This window comes from Streptomyces sp. NPDC057099 (assembly GCF_042671245.1).
Taxonomy (GTDB): Bacteria; Actinomycetota; Actinomycetes; order Streptomycetales; family Streptomycetaceae; genus Streptomyces; species Streptomyces purpurascens.
This window is the reverse complement of the sequence record NZ_JBHUTX010000025.1, coordinates 88,582-107,558: the sequence shown is the minus strand read 5'-3', so window position 1 is coordinate 107,558 and position 18,977 is coordinate 88,582. Positions and strand designations below refer to the sequence as shown.

Sequence of the window (18,977 nt, the reverse complement as noted above, 5' to 3'; positions counted from 1 at the left end):
GTGACGTCCTCCTTGACGCCCGGCACGGTGGTGAACTCGTGCAGGACACCGTCGATACGGATGGACGTGACCGCCGCACCCGGGATCGACGACAGAAGGGTCCGACGCAGGGAGTTGCCGAGGGTGTAACCGAAGCCCGGCTCCAGCGGCTCGATCACGAACCGGGAGCGGAACTCGTCGACGACCTCTTCGGCCAGGGATGGACGCTGAGCAATCAGCACGGGGTGTTGCCTCCAGTGGTTTCGCGCCCGCTATGTGGCGCCATAGTCACCACGAAGAGTACGGGGCGATACGGTCTCGGCAGACACCGAACCGCCCGTTGCCCTCTGGTGGCACGCGCAGGGGGCCGGTGCCGGGGGGCATCCGGGCCGGTCAGCGCTGGCCTGGTTCAGCCGGTCAGGCCGACGAGCACGCGGTGGAGCAGCTGCGCGAACTGGGACCGGGGCCGGGAGGCGGAGTCGGAGGCCGCTCGGCCGGTCAATGCCCGCGCTGCGAGTGGGTGGTGTCCCGTTGCGGTGGCCTTGATCAGGTAGGCGGCCTGGGCCTTTTGCCGGTCCGTGGGCGAAATGCGCACATGCAGTTCGGCTCGGGCGAACTGGGTCACGAGTGCGTTCAGCAGGCCGATGGTCTCCATCTTCGACTGCTCGGACAGTGGTGCGGGCGCCAGCGCGCGCAGGGCGTGCTCGAGGTGGTCGAGGCCGTTGGGGCCGAGCCGGAGTGGTTCGGTGGGGACGTCGAGAAGCCACGGGTGGCGCAGGTGGGCCTCTTTGGACTGGACGGCGAGGGCCAGCAGGTCCTCGACGGGGTCGCCGGTGAGCGGGGTGGTGAGGTCGATTTCTCCGGCCACGGCGTCGGTCATGAGGTCCAACAACTCGTTGCGGTCGGCGAGGTAGCGATACAAGGAGGCCGGTCCGGTGTCCAGCTTGGCGGCCACCTGCCGCATGGACACCGCCGCCAGGCCCTCGGCGTCGGCGAGTTCGACCGCGGCTGCGGTGATCTGGGCGCGGCTGCGCTCGGGTGCAGGGCCACGGGCTCCACGTTCGGGCCGCTCCCACACGGTCACCGGCTCCTCGGCCACGGGGCCTCCCGTTCCTCGCCTTGTCTCGCCCCCTATCCTAATAATGCGAACACTGATCGCAGTATGAGGAGGCGTCATGAATCCGTCGTCGTCACCGGCCTGGACCCCCGTCCGCTGGGCCGAGAACGGCAAGGTGCGGCTGGCCTACGATCAACTGGCCACAAGCGTCGACGGGGAACCCCTGCTGCTGGTCGTCGGACTGGGCGCCGCGCGCCAGTGGATTCCGGACGGACTGGCCCACATGCTCGCCGAGCGGGGTTTCGCAGTGGCCCGTTACGACCAGCGCGACGCCGGCCAGTCCACCCACCTGCCGCCCGCCTCCACCCGTAATCCCTTCGCCGCGCTGTTCGGTAAGCGCGGTGACGCCTACACCGCCGAGGACATGACCGACGACGCCATCGCTGTGATGGACGACCTCGGATGGGAGTCGGCCCATTTATTCGGAATGTCCTTGGGTGGCGCCATCGTGCAGCGCATCGCGATCCGCCACCCCGAACGCGTCCGCAGCCTCACCTCGATGTCGGCCGTCCCGGGTGACGTCAAGGGGCTGGCCGCCCTGCGGTATCTGCGCTTGCGGACGCTGGCGAAGCTGTCCCGGATGAGGTTTCCGGCCACACCGGAGGGTGCGGTCGAGGCCGGGGTCGCCTTGGCCCGGCTGATCGCCTCGCCCGGCTACCCCTTCGACGAGCGGGCCGCACGGGCGACCGCCGAGCGGATCGCCGACACCGGCATCCAGGACGCACAGGCGCAAAGCCGCCAGATCGGCGCCCAGTGGCACGGTCCCGCGATCAGCACCATCACCAAGCCCACCCTGGTACTGCACGGCGACGGCGACCCCCTGATCAAGATGAACGCGGCCCGAGCGACAGCGGCCCGCGTTTCCGGCGCTCGCCTGGTCGCCCTGCCCGGTGTGGGCCACGATCTCCCTCAGCCCGTGTGGGACGAGATCGCCACCGAGGTCCGCCGACTGGCAGAGACCGCGCGGCACCCGCCGCTGAGGCCCTGACCTCGTGCGCTTCCCGTGGAGAGCGTGATCGGCTCGCGCGGGAATGCCCTCTGCCACGTTCGCGGTGATCTGCGCGGGGTACCCCGTGGCCCGGCAGTCGTGGCGGAACGAGAACGGGAGAGAAGATGGCCGAAGCCGCTGCAGGAGCGCAGCACATACGGGCGGCAGCCCAGGGCCGGCCGGCCCGGGTGAGGCAGTGGTTCCGACGGGCGGGTTCGGACGGGCACGAGCGGCACACCCTGGCCCTCATCGGCAAGAGCACCCTCGCGGCCGCCGTCGCATGGGTGATCGCGCGCGATGTCATGGCCGCGCAGTCGCCGGCGTTCGCGCCGTTCTCCGCGGTGCTGATCATGCAGGTCACCGTCTACCAGTCGCTGGTGCAGGCCCTGCGCTACGTCGGTGCGGTCGCCGTGGGCGTGGGACTGCAGGGTGTGCTGGGCCTGCTGGCCGGCCCTCACCTGCTCACGTTCGTGCTGGTGACACTGGCGGCCCTGGCCATCGGACGGTGGCGGCCCCTGGGCTCCCAGGGCTCCCAGGTCGCCACCGCGGCGTTCTTCGCCTTCTCCACCTACGTCTCGGCCACCAGCGACGCACAGCGCTGGTCCCAGCTCGGGCAGATCATCGTGCTCGTGCTGATCGGCTGCGGCATCGGCGTCGTGGTGAACACGCTGCTGCTGCCCCCCCTGCGCTACCGCAGCGCCGAGTACGGCATCCACACCCTCGCCCACTCGCTGAGCGACCTGGTCGGCGACATGTACCCGGCGCTGCGCGAAGGGAAGCTGGACGAAGAACGCACCCGGCACTGGCGCCGGCGCGCCTCCCACCTGGCACCGATCGTGCAACAGGCCCAGTCCTCGGTCCACACCGCCTGGGAGAGCACCCTCTACAACCCCCGACGCCTGCGGCACCGTCATCGCCACCGCACGTCCTTCGACGGCTACCAGGCCGTCGTCGACGCCTTGGAGCGCGTCTCCCACCAGCTGGCCTCCATGACCCGCAGCCTCGACCAGTGGCACGCCGCCGACGACAGGCAGGGGGACGGCGACTTCGCCCGCTCCTACGGCGACTTCCTGGCCTCCCTCGCCCATATCGCCGAGTTGCTCAGCGAGGTCGACGAAGACCGTCTGCAGGACCAGGCCGACCAGCTGTGTGAAGCCGCCGCGCGGGCTCAGCAGTGCCGCGACCGGCTGGAGGAGGAAGCACGCGCCGGCTCCCTCCCGCTCAGCGACCCCGCCCAGCCGTACGGCATCCTCATGGCCGAGGCCACCCGGCTGACGGACGAGTTCCAGCACACCTGCGACGTCCTCAAGCACGGCGCCGACGAAGCCCAGGCCACACCCACCGCTTCCACAGCGGGAAGCGGGCACTGCTAGTGGGCTTCCGCGTCGGCGGCGCCGGGAGACGGAAGCCCACCAGGGGGACCCGATGTGTCAGGCCTTGCGCTGCATGTCGCGCCGTGCGGGATTGCCCTGCTCGGAGGCCTTCGGGTCCTTCTCGTCCGCCATGGCGCGCACGCCCTGGGCGATGCGGTCGCCGATCGTCTTCTCGATGTTCGACCAGTACTCGAAGGCCCGTTGGAGGACGGGTTCCGAGACGCCGTTGAGGAGATGGCCGACCACGTTGTCGACGAGACGGTCGCGCGCCGCGTCGTCCAGGACCTCGCGCACCATGGTGCGGGGCTGGCACCAGTCGTCGTCCTCGGGGTGGCTGACGTAGGCCGCGCGGGTGATGGCGCCGTCCGCCTCCCAACTGGGCGGGGAGTGGCGTGCGGGGTCGGCCGCGGGACCGCCCTTCGAGTTGGGGGCGTACACCGGGTCGGTGGTCTTCCGGTACGCCATCGCGCCGTCTTTGGAGTAGGTGTGGACGTCCGCGACGGGGGCGTTCACCGGGAGCTGCTGGTAGTTGCCGCCGATCCGGTGGCGGTGCGCGTCCGCGTAGGAGAACAGCCGCGCCAGCAGCATCCGGTCCGGGCTGGGGCCGATGCCGGGGACGAGATTGTTGGGCTGGAAGGCCGCCTGCTCGATCTCGGCGTGGTTGTCGGTCGGGTTGCGGTCGAGCGTCATACGGCCGACCGGGATCAGCGGATAGTCGCCGTGCGGCCACACCTTGGTGAGGTCGAAGGGGTTGAAGCGGTAGCTCGCGGCCTCCTCGTACGGCATCACCTGCACGTGCAGGGTCCAGCTCGGGAAGTCGCCGTCGCGGATGTGTTCGAAGAGGTCGCGCGTGTGGTAGTCCGTGTCGGCCGCCGCCATCTGGTCGGCCTCGTGCTGGGTGAAGAACTCGATGCCCTGGTCGGTCTTGAAGTGGTACTTCACCCAGAACCGCTCGCCGGCGGCGTTGATCCACATGTAGGTGTGGGAGGTGTAGCCGTTCATGTGGCGCCAGGTCCGCGGGATGCCGCGGTCGCCCATCAGCCAGGTGACCTGGTGGGCGGACTCGGGGGAGAGCGTCCAGAAGTCCCACTGCATGTCGTGGTCGCGCAGGTTGTTGTCGGCGCGGCGCTTCTGGGAGCGGATGAAGTGCTGGAACTTCATCGGGTCCTTCACGAAGAACACCGGCGTGTTGTTGCCGACCATGTCGTAGTTGCCTTCGCTGGTGTAGAACTTCACCGCGAAGCCGCGCGGGTCGCGCCAGGTGTCCGGGCTGCCGCGCTCACCCGCGACGGTCGAGAAGCGGGTGACCAGGTCGGTGCGTGTTCCCGGCTGGAAGACGGCCGCCTTCGTGTAGGCGCTCACGTCGTGGGTCACCTCGAAGTGACCGAAGGCGCCGCTTCCCTTGGCGTGCGGCTGCCGCTCGGGGATCCGCTCCCGGTTGAACTGCGCCATCTGCTCGATCAGATAGGCGTCCTGCAGCAGGATCGGACCGGCCGGTCCCACGGTGAGCGAATGCTCGTCGCTCTCGACCGGGGCGCCGGAATCGGTCGTGGTGACAGGTGGGGTCTCCGTCATCAGTCTGCCTTTCGTCGTACGGAGCAGCGGTGTACCGGGCACGCTGCCCGCGCCCGGAGCCCGCCGGTCCCGTTCAGGCCAGGTGACCTTCATGGGCCGCCACAAACATCGCTTTCGCGACCAATGTGTGGATCTTCCGGAGCCACGTCGGCGCCAACATGTGGTGCGGGTACCGATCGGCTTGGCCGACGAGGCCGAAGACGCCCTCTCTCGCGGGTACTTCTTCGCCCGGATGGATGCGGATCCCGGCCGTCCGGCGGTCAGGTCAGTGGGGACGGTCGCCGGCGATGGCGACGCGTTCCGCGACGCGGCGCCGGGAGCCGTAGTCGTTGACGGCGTAGTGCTGGGTGGCGCGGTTGTCCCAGAACGCGATGTCGCCGGGCTGCCAGCGGAACCGCACCTGGTACTCCGGGACGTGCGCCTGCTGGAACAGCAGTCGCAGCAGCCGGTCGCTCTCGTCGCGGTCCATGCCGGTGATGCGAGTGGTGAACGAGGTGTTGACGAACAGCATGCGCCGCCCGGTCTCGGGATGCGTGCGCACGACGGGGTGCTCCACGGGCGGGAACAGGTCCTGGAAGGGGGCGAGCCGGTCGGGGGCGTAGAAGCGGGCGAAGCCGGGGATGAAGTCGTGCACGGCACGGGCGTCGTCGACGCGGTCCTTCACCTCCTGGGGGAGGTTGTCGTAGGCGGCGGCCATGTCCGCCCACATCGTGTCGCCGCCGAACGGCGGCACCTCGCGCAGTTGCAGCACGGCACCGAGTGCGGGGCGCTCACGGAAGGTGACGTCGGTGTGCCAGACGTTCTCGAAGGTCGGGGTGGTGGCGCCGCTCCTGTCGAACCGGACCACGTCCTCGCTCGCACCGACGGCCAGCAGCGGATTGGTCTCCAGCTCGCCCCAGTTGAGGGCGAAGGACCGCTGCTGGTCGCTGGTGAGGTGCTGGGAGCGGAAGAAGAGGACCTTCCACTCCAGCAGCGCGCGGTTCAGCTCGTCGCGCACGGGGGGTGTGAGCGGGCGCGAGAGGTCGACGCCACTGATCTCGGCGCCGATCGTGCTGGCCTGCGGGGCGACATCGAACAGTTCGTAGGGCCGCTCCTCCCACCCGTCGGGCAGCCGGCGCAGGATGCGCGTGCCCTCGTAGATCCCGTCGCCCGGGATGCGTGCTTCGCGAAGAATGGCTGCCGGTCCGGCGGCCGTGGCGGTCATGGAGATGTCTCCTTCAGGCCGGTCCCGATCAGGAAAGGCGTGGACACGGACCTGATCAGGGGATGCGTGGGCTGTCGGCAGGCGGCGGTACGCGTCCTGCAACTCGGGGTCGAAAGACGCTCAGTGCCGTTCGCGGCGAAGAGCGCCGACGCGCTCGGGGTGTGCGGCGAGCAGAGGGCTCAGCGGCGGCCGGTCATCGGCCGGAGCGCTCACACCCGGTTCGATCCGGGCAACAGAGATGCGCCGGTGTCGAGTCGAACCAGGAGGTGGTCATGGGAGGAGTCTGTGATCTTCTCCTCCCCGCTGTCAATGCTGCCGGGCCCCGGCTTGTGGTTCCCGGGAACATCGGCCCGCCTCCCGGAGTCCAACGAATTGCCGCACGGACATCGGTGCACCGCCGGCGATCTCACCAGCCATGAGAGGCGTGACGACATGACGGAACCGACGATCGATACCTGGGACGACGGGGAGTACACCTCCGACGATGTGATCGAGGCCGCCGATCACCAGGGCTATCTGTCCATGGACGACTACCTCCACGACCACAACGCCCTCGCACCGGACCCCTGCCCTCAGCCCCTCGACGAGGGCTGAGGCTCCGCATCGGCTCTCCGCGCGCCACAGGCTCATGCGAGGCATTTGCCCGTGCGGGGGCGAACGGCCTCGCCCTACCGTCCTGGGCAGAGCCGGTTCCGCCCGTGGGACAGACAGGAGAGCCATGCGCATCGACGAGAGGGAAGCCGCACGACTGATCGACTGCGAGCGCGGGGAGCTTGTCGCTTTGGCCGCGCTCATCACGTGCGGCGGTGCGGGCGACGTACGAGACGCGCTGTGGGACGGGCTGAGGGCCGCTTGCGCGGGTGATGTGACGGCCGACCGGATCCGGTTGTTCGGAGCGGTCGCGTCGGCTGCCATGCGACGGGCTCGCCCGGCCGGCCCGGTGCGGACTCCAGAGCTGGGTTCAAGCCTGCCGGGCGGTCCTCCGCTGATCGTCCTGCACGCCGAGACGCGCGCCGTGATCGTGCTGCGATACCGGATCGGGCTCACGTGCCAGGAGACGGCCACGGCGCTGAGCATTCCCGAGTCCGCGGTGCGCTGCGAACTGCTTCTCGGCGGATCCGCGCTGCTGGGACAGCTGACGGCTCAGGGCCAGCCCTCGTCATCGGGGAGGGAGGAATCTCCGCCTTCCCAACTGTCCGCTGTGGTGGACCCGTTGTCCTCGCCCGTGTCGAGGTCGGAGCCGTGGAACGCGTCCTGCTGCTCGGACAGATCCTCCGGATCGACCATGTGCCCGTGACGCGACTGCTGGGCGGCTCGGTGTCCGGACGAGCCGGAGGCCGTCGGCCCGCCCGGCGTCCGGCCGTCGTCCTCGTGGTGCTGGTGTCCCTCGGTGCCCCCGCCTTGACCGCCACGGTGCTCCAGCCCCCAGAGGGCCGCGGTGGTGAACGGCGCCCCGAGATCGAACCGTGGTTCGATCCAGCTGCCCGCGGTCCGCGACGCGGAGACCTCCACCGAGGTGCTGCCGGGCTGCCGGTTGTGGGCGGCGGGCCGGTCGGGACCGGGGGACAGCTCCCCGCCGGGCCCGAACAGACTCAGCCAGGCGCGGAAGGGGCGACCGTCCACGACCGGCGTCAGCGGCCGAAAGCTGTCCGGCGGCAGGCCGTCGTAGCCGTGCCGTACCAGATCCCGGTAGAGCTCCTCGCCGACCGCGAAACTCACCTCCGCCCAAGGTGCCGCGCGGAAGGCTTCCTTCAGCGCGCCCGCATCGACCAGCCGACACGCCTCGACGACGCCGTCGCCCGCGAAGCCCAACGCCGAACGGTGCACGATGCCGACCGCGGCCGCGGTCCGTACCCGCAGCCGCTCGGGTTCCGTACGGCCCAGGTTGTCGCGCCGCAGCGACACCGTCAGGACCCGCAGGAGTTCCGGCACGACCGTCGTCTCCACGACCCCGGGCGGCAGGATCAGCAACTCGCCGTCTCCACGGTCCTGCCGGTCACAGGTGCCCCGGTCGATCCCGGCCGCCGCGCATGCTTCCTCCAAGGCGAGCAACAGCCGCTCCTGGGCGGCTGCCTGACGGGGCACCGTGCGGGCCCCGGAGTCAGCGGTGTCCACCACGAATGCCAGCCGTCTGACGCCTCCCGGCCGTGCCGTCCCCGCGTTCATCCGGCCTCCCCCGCAAGACGGGCCAAACCGTCCCCGTCCAGGATCACGATGCTCCGGTACCCGGTGCTGATGGCCCCCGCGCCGCGCAGGGCGGCGAGCGCGCGCTGCACCTGGGCACGGGACGCGCCGACCAGGGCGGCGATCTCCTGCTGGGTGAGCGGCGCGGTGATGAGTGTGCCGCCCGCCTCCTCGCTGCCGTACGAGCCGGACAGCGAACGCAGCAGCCCGGCCGTCCGCATCTCCACGGGGTCCGTCGCCCGCAACCGGAAATGCGTCGCCTCGCGCAGTTTGGAGCTCATGTACTGGTGCAGCACCAAGCCGGCTTCCGGGGCCCGGCGGAGCCAGCCGTGCAGATCGCTCTCCGCCACCAGCAGGGCGGTCACCGGCGACACGGCCAGCACCGACGCGGTGCGCGGACGGCCGTCCAGCGCCCCCAGCTCTCCCACCATGTCTCCCGGACCCCGCAGGGCGAGCAGCGTCGGCTGCGGGCGGCCCCGGGCGGCCACGACCTTGACCCAGCCCGCCCACAGCAGCAGCGCGTGCCGCGACCGTTCCCCCTCGGTGAGCAGGACGGCGCCCGGACGATACGTCACCCGGCGTCCGATGCCCCGCAGTTCCGCGACGGCGGCGGCGGGCAGCCGGGGCAGCAGGGCACCCGCACCTCGCCGACCGGCGGGCCACTCGGGCTGACTCATATGCCCAAGTTCAGCCCGTCGGGCGGGATTCGTGCAAGACCGTGAGCACAACTGACCCTTCCGGCGGGAACAAAAGGCGTCCGGCCCGGATCCATGAAGACCGAGGACCGGGGTGCGGCCACTGGGCCGGCTGACACGGGTGGGGGTGCGGCGGTGGAGGAACCGGTGCTGTGCGTGGACATGGGGGCGACCGCCACTCGGGCCGCACTCCTCATCGGCACCCGGATACGGATGCTCCGCGACCCCGTCGGCAGCGCGGCGGACTGGCCCACCGCGGTGTTCGCGGACGGGACCGGCCTCCTCGTCGGACGGGCCGCCGTGGAACGGGGGCGCGAGCGGCCGGAAGCGCTCCGCGGGGAGCTGCCCGGTGACCTCGGCCGCCGGGCCCGGATCCGGGCGGGGGACCGGTCCTGGTTGCCGGACGAGCTGGTGGGGGCGCTCCTGCGGGTCTTGCGGGACCAGGCGGAAGCCATCGCGGACCGGCCCGTGACCACGGCCCTGCTGACCGTCCCGGCGGGAATCGGCGCGGTGGATCCGCGTCGCGCGGGGATGCTCTCCGCAGCCCGGCGGGCGGGGCTCACGACGGTCGAGTTGCTGGCCGAACCGGTCGCCGCGGTCCTCGCCCTCGGGGACGGGGGAGGGCTGCGGAACGGCGATCTGGTGCTCGTCCACGACCTGGGCGGCTCGACTTTCACGGCGGCACTCGTCCGGGTGCACGGCCCCGGCCGGGCCGATCACGAGGTGCTCGGTCATCTCACGCTGGACGGCTGCGGGATGCGGGACATCGAGGGCGCGGTCTCGGCCACGCTCCGCGCCGACGGCGCCCCGGGCTTCGCGGGCGCTGCGACCGCGGGACCGTGGGGCCATCCGCGGAACGGCAACGCGGACGGGGGACGGGAGCACGGGGACCGTCTGCTGAAAGCGGCGGGCGCCGCCCGCTTCGCCGAGATCGCGGCACCGTTCCTCGACCGGGCCGTGGCCTGCTGCGAGGAGGTCATGGCCATCGCACGCGTGGCGCCGGGCGGGGTCGCCGCGGTGCTCCCGGTGGGCGGCGGCGGGGCCGGCCCGGTGGTGCCGGGCCATCTCACCCACCGGCTCGGCATCCCGATACGGGCCGTGGAGCGGCCCACGCACGCGGTCGTGCGGGGAGCCTGTGTCCGGGCCGTGTACAGCGCGCGCCGCACCGCCCGCCCTCGCCGACCCGCCGCGGGAGCGGTGCCGCTCACCTGGGATCTGCCCGGAGGCCGCGGCGTTCTCGTCGAACGGCGGATCGAGGCGGGGACCGCGTTCGCGGAGGGTGATCTGCTGGCCCGCGTCCGGGTGCCGGACGGTTCCCTGCACCAGCTGGTGGCGGATGCCGGCGGACGGATCACCGCCTGGCATGCCGCCGTGGACGACGAGGTGTTCACCGGAGACTGGCTGCTCACCGTGAGCGCGGACCGGTCGGCGGCCGGGACGGGTATGCCCGCTCCGAGGGGACGGGCGGTCTGGCGGACACACGCGGACGCCGTGACCGCCGTCGCCTTCAGCCCGGACGGTCGTTTCCTCGGCACGGGCGGCGCGGACCGCTCGGTGAGCGTCTGGGACCTGGGGACCGGCGGCGAGCGTGCGTCCGCGGAACTCGACGACGACGTCACCGCCGTCACCTTCTCTCCCACACGACCGCTGGCCGCCGCCAGGGACCTGGCCGGTGGGCTGGTGGTGCTCGACCACGAGCGGGAGACGCCCGTGTTCGTGGAGGAGTCACTCAGCGAGGGCGGCGACCTCGTCTTCACCGATGACGGCGGACTGCTGGTCGCGGTGGAGCCGGACGACATCGACTTCGACGCGGTGTGGTTCACGGACACCTGGGAGGAGGCCGAGCCGGAGGAGTCCGGCAGCCTGCCGGACGGCATACCCCCCGTGCTGGCCTTGCTGGACGACGAGATCGCCGCACTGAGCAGTCCCTCCTTCTGGCGGAAGTTCGAGGAGTTCGACGATCAGGACGACTTCGCCAAACTGGCGGACGCGTACGACGACCTCTTCGGCGAGCACGCCCGTCCCACCGTCGTCGCCACGCCGGCCGCCCTGTTCGTCGCGGGGCACCGCCCGGACAGCGTCCTGAAGATTCCGGCACGCGGCGTCACCTTCTTCACCTGCTCGTCCACCGCGGGCCTGCTCGCCACCTGCACTCCGGGAGCGGGGGTGGCGATGTGGAGCCTCGAGGACGGCCGGCTCCTGCGCACCCTCCCGGTGCGGGGCGACGCGCTCTGCCTCGCCTTCGCTCCCGACGGCAGCCGACTGGCCGCCGGACTCACGGACGGCACGACCGTCATCTGGACGCTGACCCGGACCGCCGCCCCGCCCGTGGCCGACAGCGTCTTCCGCAGCGACGAGCGGCAGGAGACAGCCCCATGAGCGGTACGACCACGGAATCCGTCCTCGCCGTCGACTTCGGCACCACCAGCACCTGCGCCGCGCTCGTCAGGGGCGGCACCGTGCACCGGCTGCGCGAGCCCGTCGGCGACGGATGGTGCTGGCCGTCCGCCGTGCTGTTCGACGGCAACATGCCGTACATCGGTACCGCGGCCGAGCGGCGCCGCAGGCTCGCTCCCGCCGCGTACCGGGACGAGATCAAGTGCACCCTGGGCCGGGGCACGCCCGTGGACCTGGCGGGACGCGAACACCGGCCCGAACTCCTCGTCTCCCTCCTCCTCCAGGCCGTACGGGCCGAGGCCGAACGGGTGGGCGGCGGTCCCGTCAGCCGAACCGTGCTCACCGTTCCCGCCGCGTACGGCCCCGCCGACCCGCGGCGCGACGAACTGCTCGGCGCCGCCCGGTCGGCCGGTCTGCCCGGTGTGGAGCTGTGCCCCGAACCGGTCGCCGCGGCCCTCGCCCCTCTCGCAGGCGGCCCCCTGCCACCGGGCACCACCGTCCTGGTGCACGACTTCGGGGGAGGCACCTTCGACACGGCGCTGGTGCGCCTGGCGGCCGGAAAGGGCGAGGACGGCGACGACGGGGAGCACACGGTCCTCGCCCACGGAGGTGTGGAATGCGGGGGACGGGACGTCGACGGCATCGTCCTCGCCGAACTGCGGGCGCAGGGCGGTCCGGAGCTGGACGAACTCCTCCCGCCGCCCGACGGCGAGCCGACCGTCCGCGCTCTGCGTCACCGCATCGAACTGCTCGACCTCGCCCGGCAGCTCAAGCACCGGCTCGCCGCCGAGAGCACCCCGTCCGATGTGTTCACGCCGGCCGAGCGCACCTTCACCCTGCACCGGGACCGCGTCCTCGAACTCGCCAGGCCGCTCTACGAACTCACGACCCGGTGCTGCGCACGGCTGCTCGCCGAGACCGCGCTCCTGGACTCCTCCGGGCGCCCGCCGAAGGCCGACGCCGTGGTCGTCGTGGGCGGATCGAGTCGGCTGCCCGGGCTGACGGCCCATGTGGAGGAAGCGCTCGGACTGCCCGTGTACCGGGCCGAGGACCCGCGCACCGCCGTCGCGGAAGGGGCCGCCGCCTGGGGAAGGGCCAGGACGGTGCGCACTGTCACGGCGACCGGCCCTGTTCCCGGACGCACCCCGCTGTGCTGGCCCCTGCCCCCGGGCGCCTCGACCCTCGTCGACTGGTACGTGGCGCCGGGCGCCCGGTACGAAGCGGGCGCCGTGCTCGGCCGGGTGCGGGCCGAGGACGGCTCGCTCCTCCATCTGTCGGCTCCGTCGGCGGGGCGGGTACGGGACCACCATGCCCGCCCCGGCGACCGTGTGCGGGACGGGGAGTGGCTGTTGACCGTGGTCCGCGGCGACGACGGCTGAGCGGACGGCGAGTACGGGAACGGCCTCCCGCGTCAGACTGCCCGGCCGCCCGGCTGGGACCGCCCGTGTGCGTCCGGCCCGTCCAACTCGTGCAGCAGATGCTCGTAGCCGCGTACCACCGTCCGCGCCGCCTCACGGGTCGCGCCGTACAGCGTTCCGGACTGCCAGCGCACCAGCCAGACGGAGTGCCGACGCCGCGCTTCCGCACGCAGCGCGTCGACGCCGGCGTTCTCGGGCAGTCCCAGCCGGGCGGCCGGGCCGCGGCCGAACTCGCCCAGGGCACGCCGTAGTTCCTCGCTCTCCTCGGGGCCCAGCCGCAGCCGCCCGGTGTACAGCTCACGCAGGGTCCGCAGCTCCGCGAAGCCCGGCTCGTTCAGGGCCAGAGCCTCGAAGCCGCCGATGGCCGAATCCAGCAGCGACCGCTCACGGGGCCCGGCGCCGGCCGCAAGGTCCTTGGGCATCCGCCGGATGCGTTCCAGCGATCCGTCGAGTTTCAGCAGCGTGGAGCGGTGGCCGAAGTGGTCGGTCAGTCTGCTCCGCAGGCCGGTGAGCCCGCTGTCGTCCAGCAGGGTCGTGCGCAGCTTCGCGGGATCCCGTACGCCGTCCCGCAGCAGCCCGCAGACGGTGTGGATGCCGTACGGCCCGAAGCGGTTCCACAGGACCCGGCGCCGCGCCGCGTCGAGCGGGAAACCGTCCCCGGCGTTCACGAACATCTTGGCGTCCGCCAGCCGGAACGACAGGGTCGCCGCGGGGGCCTGCGCGAGTGTGTCGAAGGCGGCGACGGTCTCCTCGTCGAGAGTGGCGGCCGCCTGGCCGAGCAGCCCGCACACCGGCGTCAGATCGAAGAGCCGCCTCCGCATGCCGGGTGCGTCCTTCATGATGCGGTCCGCCTGGCGGCGGCCCAGCACCAGCGGATGCGGGCCGCCCTCCTCCCACAGGTACTCACACTTGGTGAGCACTCCCAGGGTCGTCAGGGGCGTCGAGGTGGCGAAGTCGGGGCCGAGGAACTGCGCGACGACATCGGCGTCGGTCCGGGAGGGACCACGCACCGGGAGGACCAGGATCAGGGCGTCCGCGGCCGAGGCGTGGCGGAGGCTGGCGTCCATCACGTCCTCCGGCCGCAGCCGCAGGAACTCCAGGGTGTTGAGCGAGTCCTCACCGAAGACGCAGTCCAGCCCAGGGGTGTCGATGAGCTCGAAGTCCTCCAGATAGGGGGCCGGGATCTCGACCACGACCTCCGCTATGCCCCGCAGCTCCTCCAGATGGTCCTCCCGGCGCGCCGTCAGCTCCTCCAGCCGGTCGGGCGTGTACGGGACCGAGGGGCGGCCGTCCTTGTAGCGGACCAGCAGCCGGGGCGTATCGGAGTACCGCAGCCGGTTGACGTTGAAGGTCAGCTCCTGCGAACCGGTGGCCACCCGTTCCTCGCCGATCAGCGCGTTGACCAGCGTGGACTTGCCGGTGCTGATACGGCCGACCACGGCGACACTCATCTTCTTCCCGGCGCGCTCCCGTTCCGCCTCGAACGCGGCCCGCAGCACCTCCGCCGAGCCGCCGCCACGGGCCATCAGCCGGAGTGCGGAGTCGAAGGCCGCCTTCACCCGGTCGGCCAGGCCGTCGCTCATGCCGCTTCGCCCTCCGCGTCGGGTCCGGAGCCGGGCCGCCCGTCGGCGAGCCGGTTGACCGCGCGCACCAGGACGGCGATCCGCTCGCGCCCGTCCTTGAGCGGCCGCTGTTCGGTGCCGAGTTCGCCCAGCCGTCGGGTCGCCTCCTCCGCGGTGCGCCGGGCGCTCTGCTTCAGCCGCTTCAGGGTGTCGGCGGTGCGTTCCTGTTCGCGGGCGATCCGGCTGTCCAACTCGGCTGTGATGTCCCTGGAGAACTCGCCGATCGCCTCCTGCGCGGCCTGCTCGATCCGGGGCGCCTGGTCGCGCCGGGCCCGCTGGACGGAGTCGGCGAGCTCACGGCGCCGCTGCTCGATGACGTGCTCCGGGATCTCCCGTTCGACCGTCTCGTACCAACGCTCTTCCGGGGTGTCGAGCACCTTCTTCTCGTAGGTCTCGTACACCGGGGAGAAGAAGTCCTTGGTCCGGTTCCAGCCGTGCTTGACCTTGTTCCAGAAGCCGGACGGCGGAGGGCCGGAGGCCCGCTTCTTCTCCCGGGTCCTGGTCTCCTTGCGGTAGGTGGCCGGGATCACGTGCTCCACACGCTCGGTGGGCCGGTGCAGCCGCCCGAACGCGGCGAGGTCCACCACGGGCGGCGCCGGCATCTCACCGAGTTCACTGCCGCCCAGCTCCAGACCGATGTCCCGGGCCAGCCCCCGCTGAAGCTCCGCGGCCCGCCGCGCCGCCCACTCGGAGACCGTCGTACGGGCCATGCCCAGGTCGCCGTTGACCCGCAGGGCCAGCAGGTCGGGCTGCTCCAGATGCATGCGCACCGACAGGTACTCCGTCTCCGCCCGGCTCCACACCCGGTCGAACTCGCGCGCCGTGCGCTCGCTCACCTTGGCGCGCAGCACGTCCAGTTCGTCCTCCAGGCGCTTGCGCCAGGGAGCCGCTCCGGAGGACAGCTCCGCCAGCCGCGCCGACTCCCGCTCCGTCTCCCGGTTGAGTTCGTCCAGCCGGACCCTGCTGGTGTCGCGCAGCGCGCTCTCCTCCGCCAGCAGCGGATCCAGCAGCGTACGGACGGCCGCGTCGGCCTCGCCCAGCGCGCCGCCGAGCAGGACCCGGGCGCGGTGGCGGGCCAGCCGCGCCCAGAGGACCTCCTCGAGCTGGGGGAAACCGGAGTTGTGGAGCAGCTCCGCGCGCAGCTCGGGGTCGTCGCCGCCGATCCCGGCCAGATACTGCTGCTTGAGTGTGCTGGAGACCGGCACGATCAGCACGTCGTCCGGGGACCTGCCCGTGATCGCGGCGATCTTCTTGCGGTTGGCGGCCAGATCGGTTTCGATGTCCGGCCTCCGGTCCGACTTCGTGAGCACGTAGAACATCGCGTCCGGGTGGTCGGCCGCCTTCACGGCGTGCGCCGCCTCGCGCAGGAAGACCGTCTCGCTCTCGGTGAGCGGTTCCTCGGCCGAGACGACGAAGAGGATCGCGTCGGCGGTGGGCAGTTGCTGCTGCGTCACCAGCGTGTGCTCGTGGTAGACGCCCCCGACCCCGGGGGTGTCCACCAGTACCAGACCGGACTTGAGGCGGTGCGAGTCCAGCCTCAGGTCGAGGAGGACGGCCTCGTCCTTCCGGCTGCCGCTCTCGGCCGCGTACTCGCCGATCTGGTCGATCCTGATGGGCTGTACGACGAGCGAGCCGTCCGGCGCCTTCAGGGTGACATCGGCGGCCTCGGTCTCCCCGCGGCGGATCGTGGCGGCGATGCAGGTCGCGAAGTAGTGGTCGACGGGGAGGATGTTGGGGCGGTCCAGCAGGGCGTTGAGCAGGCTGGACTTGCCGCGTTTGAACTCGCCGCACACCACCACGGTGAGCTCGCCGGTGCGCAGCCGTTCCTGCGCCCCGTACAGCCGGTCCGCCGTCTGCTCGGCGGCCCGACCCCGGGCCACCTCGACGATGGTGTCGAAGACGGCCAGGATCTCGTCGCGGATGGACTCGTAGTCGGCCATATCCGTCCTCTCCTCCAGGTGGAGATCCCAGGTCGGAGATCCCCTCTGGTCACAGGTCAGAGATCCCAGACGTGGATCTCGCGGTCGGTGGCGGCGATCAGGGTGGCGGTGTCGGCGCCGAAGGCCAGGTCGCGGACCGGCATGGGGAGGAGCATGCGCTGTGCGGAGCGGGGAACCTCCTGCACCTCATCGGCTGTCGCGGGATGCGGAAGTTCCCAGACCGCGACGAGGCCACCGGGGTCGGCGGCCGCGAGCAGACGCTCGTCCGCGCTGACGGCCAGGAGGTGCGGCTTGACCAGAGCCAGGTCGTGCAAGCGGAAGGCATGCCCGTCGAGGCTCCACACGTCCACCGCCTGAGGGACACTCGACCCCGAGGCGAAGCCGGCCGTGGACGGCAGGGCGAGCAGTTTGCGCGGGTCGTTGACGGTGAGCTGCGGGGGCTGGGCGAGCTGACGCCCCTGTACATGGCAGATGATCACACTGTTGCCGACGGGGAACGCGGCGAACTCGAGCGCCGGATCGAGGACCAACTGCTCACCGGTCATGCTGTAGCGCGACAGATCAGTCTCGGTGAGCACTTTCCCGCCGGGGAGAGCGGAGATCCGAAGGCGTCGCTGATTGTCGAGTACGGCGAGGCGGCCGTCGTCGGAGGAGAAAGCGGCCGTAAGGCAGGCACCGTCGAAGGGGACGGACCCCTGTACCTCACCGGAGACGACGTCGACCACGTCGACCCTCTGCGCGTGGCCGGTGCCCTCCACCGGTACGACGGCAAGGAGCGCACCCGAGCACCCGGCGGACACCACCCGGAAGACCGAGGGCAGCTCCCACAGCGGCTTGAGCCCGTCCGGGTTCCGTTCCCAGCCCACCGTCCCCTGACCGTGCTGGGTCACGACATGGCGGCCGCCGGGTACCAACAGGACGCGTCCGTAGGCCGTGGCGCCGTCACCGATGGGCAGAGCGGTGCTCGGCGGGGGTGCCAGGTCCTCCCACGACGGCATGGCGCCCACGCGGGTACCGCGCCGCCGCCCCCGCCCGGTCGGCTCGTCCCGTCCGGTCGTGACCAGCCAGTCGCCGGAGGAGACCTCGGAGCCGGCCTCCGAGTGAAGTTGCGCCACCGTACCGGGGCGCCCGTCCGCGCGTAGTTCCCACAGCCCCCCGTCGGTCAGCCGGACCAGGGCGAACACCGCGTCGGCGGGGTAGTCGTCACCGGGGCCGACATACCACTGCAGCAACCTCCCGGTTCCTCCTCCCGGCAACTCCCAGGAGAGCGGGATGCTGAGTCCGGCGGGCCGCCCGGCGACCGAGTACCTTTCGGTGGCCGTCCCCGCCCACGCGGCCGCGCCCTGCGCCACCGCCAGCTCCGGGTCCTCCACGCCGCGCAGCAGCCCGGGGAACGCCTGCTCCAGCGCGTCCCGCACCGCCGGCATCCGGGTGGTGCCGCCGACCAGCAGTACGGCCGCCAGCCGGTCGGCGCTCTGTCCGCAGCGGTCGAGCAGGTCCCGGCAGCAGGCGACGGTACGGGTGACGAGGGGGGCGGTGAGCTCGGCCAGCCGGGCGCGGTCGAGGCCCACGGGCAGGCCAGCGGAGCGGAAGTAGTCCTCGATCTCCGCCTCCACGCTCAGCCGGTGCTTGAACCGGTGTGCGAAATCGCCGAGGTCGAGAGTGCGCCGCAGCCCGTCCTCCGCGTTCGCCGTCGGGCCGGAGGACTTCGCGGAGGACCTCCCGGACGCCTTGGCGCCGCCCTTCTCGTCGTCCTGCTCCTGCCCCGGGTGCAGCCAGGACGAGAGCGTGGCACCACCGCGCCGTACGAGTTCCTCCGCGAGCAGGACGTCGATGTCGTGGCCGCCGCAGTCGTCCAGTGCCGCGTGTCCCAGCACCTCCACGGTCCCGTCCGGGTCGCCTTGCGCCGCCGTCCTGATCAGTGCCGCGTCGAAGGTGCCGCCACCGAAGTCGTACACCAGAACAAGGCGTCCCGGTTCGAAGGCGGCTCCGGCCAGCGGGGCGAACGCCGCGGCCACCGGCTCGGGCAGCAGATCGACGGCGGTGAGACCGGCCGCCTCGCCGGCGCCGATGAGCAGGGCGCGGCGCGGGTCACCGGGGCCGTAGGAGGCGGGGCAGGTCAGCACGGCCCGGGTGATGGGCCGGCCGTAGAGCCGTTCCGCCTCGCCCCGCATGGCGGAGAGCAGCGCGGTCACCAACTCCTGCGCCTGATACGAGGCGTCGCCGAGCACCAGTGGGGTGCTCTCGCCGAGGTTCCGTTTGAACTCGCCGCGGAAGGAGGACGGGTACATGGACTTGCGGTGCTCGGCAGGTGTGCCGACCAGCAGCCGTGAGCCGTCCCAGGACACGGCCGAGGGCCACGCCCAGGAGTCGCCGGAGGGCTCCTTGACCATACGGACCCGGCCGTCGGCGAGCAGCGCCACGGCCGAGGTGGAGGTGCCGAAGTCGATGGCGAGGACGGGTTCTTGCGCCATGGGGCGGGAGC

13 protein-coding genes and 1 pseudogene are annotated in these 18,977 nt (G+C 71.8%); 5 read left to right on the top strand and 9 right to left on the bottom strand.

The genetic code is table 11. The annotated features are described in order from the left end of the window. A pseudogene (locus tag ACFT4A_RS26855) lies at positions 1-221 on the bottom strand (DNA-directed RNA polymerase subunit alpha); the annotation flags it as partial. Between the two features lie 167 nt (positions 222-388). Continuing rightward, the gene (locus ACFT4A_RS26850) at positions 389-1,078 is read right to left on the bottom strand and encodes a TetR/AcrR family transcriptional regulator (RefSeq protein WP_382834502.1); all 690 of its coding nucleotides are present in this window, start codon (positions 1,076-1,078) and stop codon (positions 389-391) included. Positions 1,079-1,154: 76 nt separating this feature from the next. Here ACFT4A_RS26850 and ACFT4A_RS26845 point away from each other — a divergent pair, with 76 nt between their 5' ends. Then, on the top strand, positions 1,155-2,084 hold the full coding sequence (locus ACFT4A_RS26845) for an alpha/beta fold hydrolase (protein ID WP_382834499.1): 930 nt from the start codon (positions 1,155-1,157) through the stop codon (positions 2,082-2,084). Between the two features lie 125 nt (positions 2,085-2,209). Continuing rightward, positions 2,210-3,457, top strand: a complete 1,248-nt coding sequence (locus ACFT4A_RS26840) for an aromatic acid exporter family protein (RefSeq protein ID WP_382834496.1) — start codon at positions 2,210-2,212, stop codon at positions 3,455-3,457. A 57-nt stretch (positions 3,458-3,514) separates the two neighbouring features. Here ACFT4A_RS26840 and ACFT4A_RS26835 read toward each other — a convergent pair whose 3' ends face one another. Both ACFT4A_RS26835 and ACFT4A_RS26830 read right to left on the bottom strand, forming a co-directional pair. Further along, complete coding sequence (locus ACFT4A_RS26835; RefSeq protein WP_382834493.1) at positions 3,515-5,032, bottom strand: catalase; 1,518 nt, start codon at positions 5,030-5,032, stop codon at positions 3,515-3,517. Between the two features lie 265 nt (positions 5,033-5,297). Then, positions 5,298-6,236, bottom strand: coding sequence for a TauD/TfdA dioxygenase family protein (locus ACFT4A_RS26830; protein ID WP_382834491.1), 939 nt, complete (start codon positions 6,234-6,236; stop codon positions 5,298-5,300). Between the two features lie 432 nt (positions 6,237-6,668). Between ACFT4A_RS26830 and ACFT4A_RS26825 the strand changes: the two genes are divergently transcribed. Next, positions 6,669-6,830, top strand: a complete 162-nt coding sequence (locus tag ACFT4A_RS26825) for a hypothetical protein (protein ID WP_382834489.1) — start codon at positions 6,669-6,671, stop codon at positions 6,828-6,830. Between the two features lie 549 nt (positions 6,831-7,379). On the opposite strand, the gene ACFT4A_RS26820 is transcribed toward ACFT4A_RS26825, so the two are convergent. Both ACFT4A_RS26820 and ACFT4A_RS26815 read right to left on the bottom strand, forming a co-directional pair. Continuing rightward, positions 7,380-8,354, bottom strand: coding sequence for a hypothetical protein (locus ACFT4A_RS26820; protein WP_382834486.1), 975 nt, complete (start codon positions 8,352-8,354; stop codon positions 7,380-7,382). A 44-nt stretch (positions 8,355-8,398) separates the two neighbouring features. Further along, complete coding sequence (locus ACFT4A_RS26815) at positions 8,399-9,097, bottom strand: Crp/Fnr family transcriptional regulator (RefSeq protein ID WP_382834484.1); 699 nt, start codon at positions 9,095-9,097, stop codon at positions 8,399-8,401. Positions 9,098-9,250: 153 nt separating this feature from the next. On the opposite strand from ACFT4A_RS26815, the gene ACFT4A_RS26810 reads away from it, so the two are divergent. Both ACFT4A_RS26810 and ACFT4A_RS26805 read left to right on the top strand, forming a co-directional pair. Further along, positions 9,251-11,494 (top strand): Hsp70 family protein, encoded by a 2,244-nt coding sequence (locus ACFT4A_RS26810; protein WP_382834481.1) that lies wholly within the window; start codon positions 9,251-9,253, stop codon positions 11,492-11,494. Continuing rightward, positions 11,491-12,891 (top strand): Hsp70 family protein, encoded by a 1,401-nt coding sequence (locus tag ACFT4A_RS26805; protein ID WP_382834478.1) that lies wholly within the window; start codon positions 11,491-11,493, stop codon positions 12,889-12,891. Before ACFT4A_RS26810 ends, ACFT4A_RS26805 begins: the two co-directional genes overlap by 4 nt. 32 nt (positions 12,892-12,923) lie before the next feature. Here the strand turns inward: ACFT4A_RS26805 and ACFT4A_RS26800 are convergent, their stop codons facing one another. From ACFT4A_RS26800 to ACFT4A_RS26790, 3 genes are read right to left on the bottom strand one after another with little or no spacing between them, the layout of a single operon-like run. Beyond that, positions 12,924-14,513: a dynamin family protein gene (locus ACFT4A_RS26800; protein ID WP_382834475.1), complete on the bottom strand. Its 1,590-nt coding sequence runs from the start codon at positions 14,511-14,513 to the stop codon at positions 12,924-12,926. Further along, the gene (locus ACFT4A_RS26795; protein ID WP_382834472.1) at positions 14,510-16,492 is read right to left on the bottom strand and encodes a dynamin family protein; all 1,983 of its coding nucleotides are present in this window, start codon (positions 16,490-16,492) and stop codon (positions 14,510-14,512) included. The genes ACFT4A_RS26800 and ACFT4A_RS26795 overlap by 4 nt, the downstream gene beginning before the upstream one ends. A 56-nt stretch (positions 16,493-16,548) precedes the next feature. Continuing rightward, a complete protein-coding gene (locus ACFT4A_RS26790; protein WP_382834469.1) occupies positions 16,549-18,966 on the bottom strand; it encodes an Hsp70 family protein in 2,418 nt (805 codons plus the stop codon). Positions 18,967-18,977 lie beyond the last annotated feature (11 nt).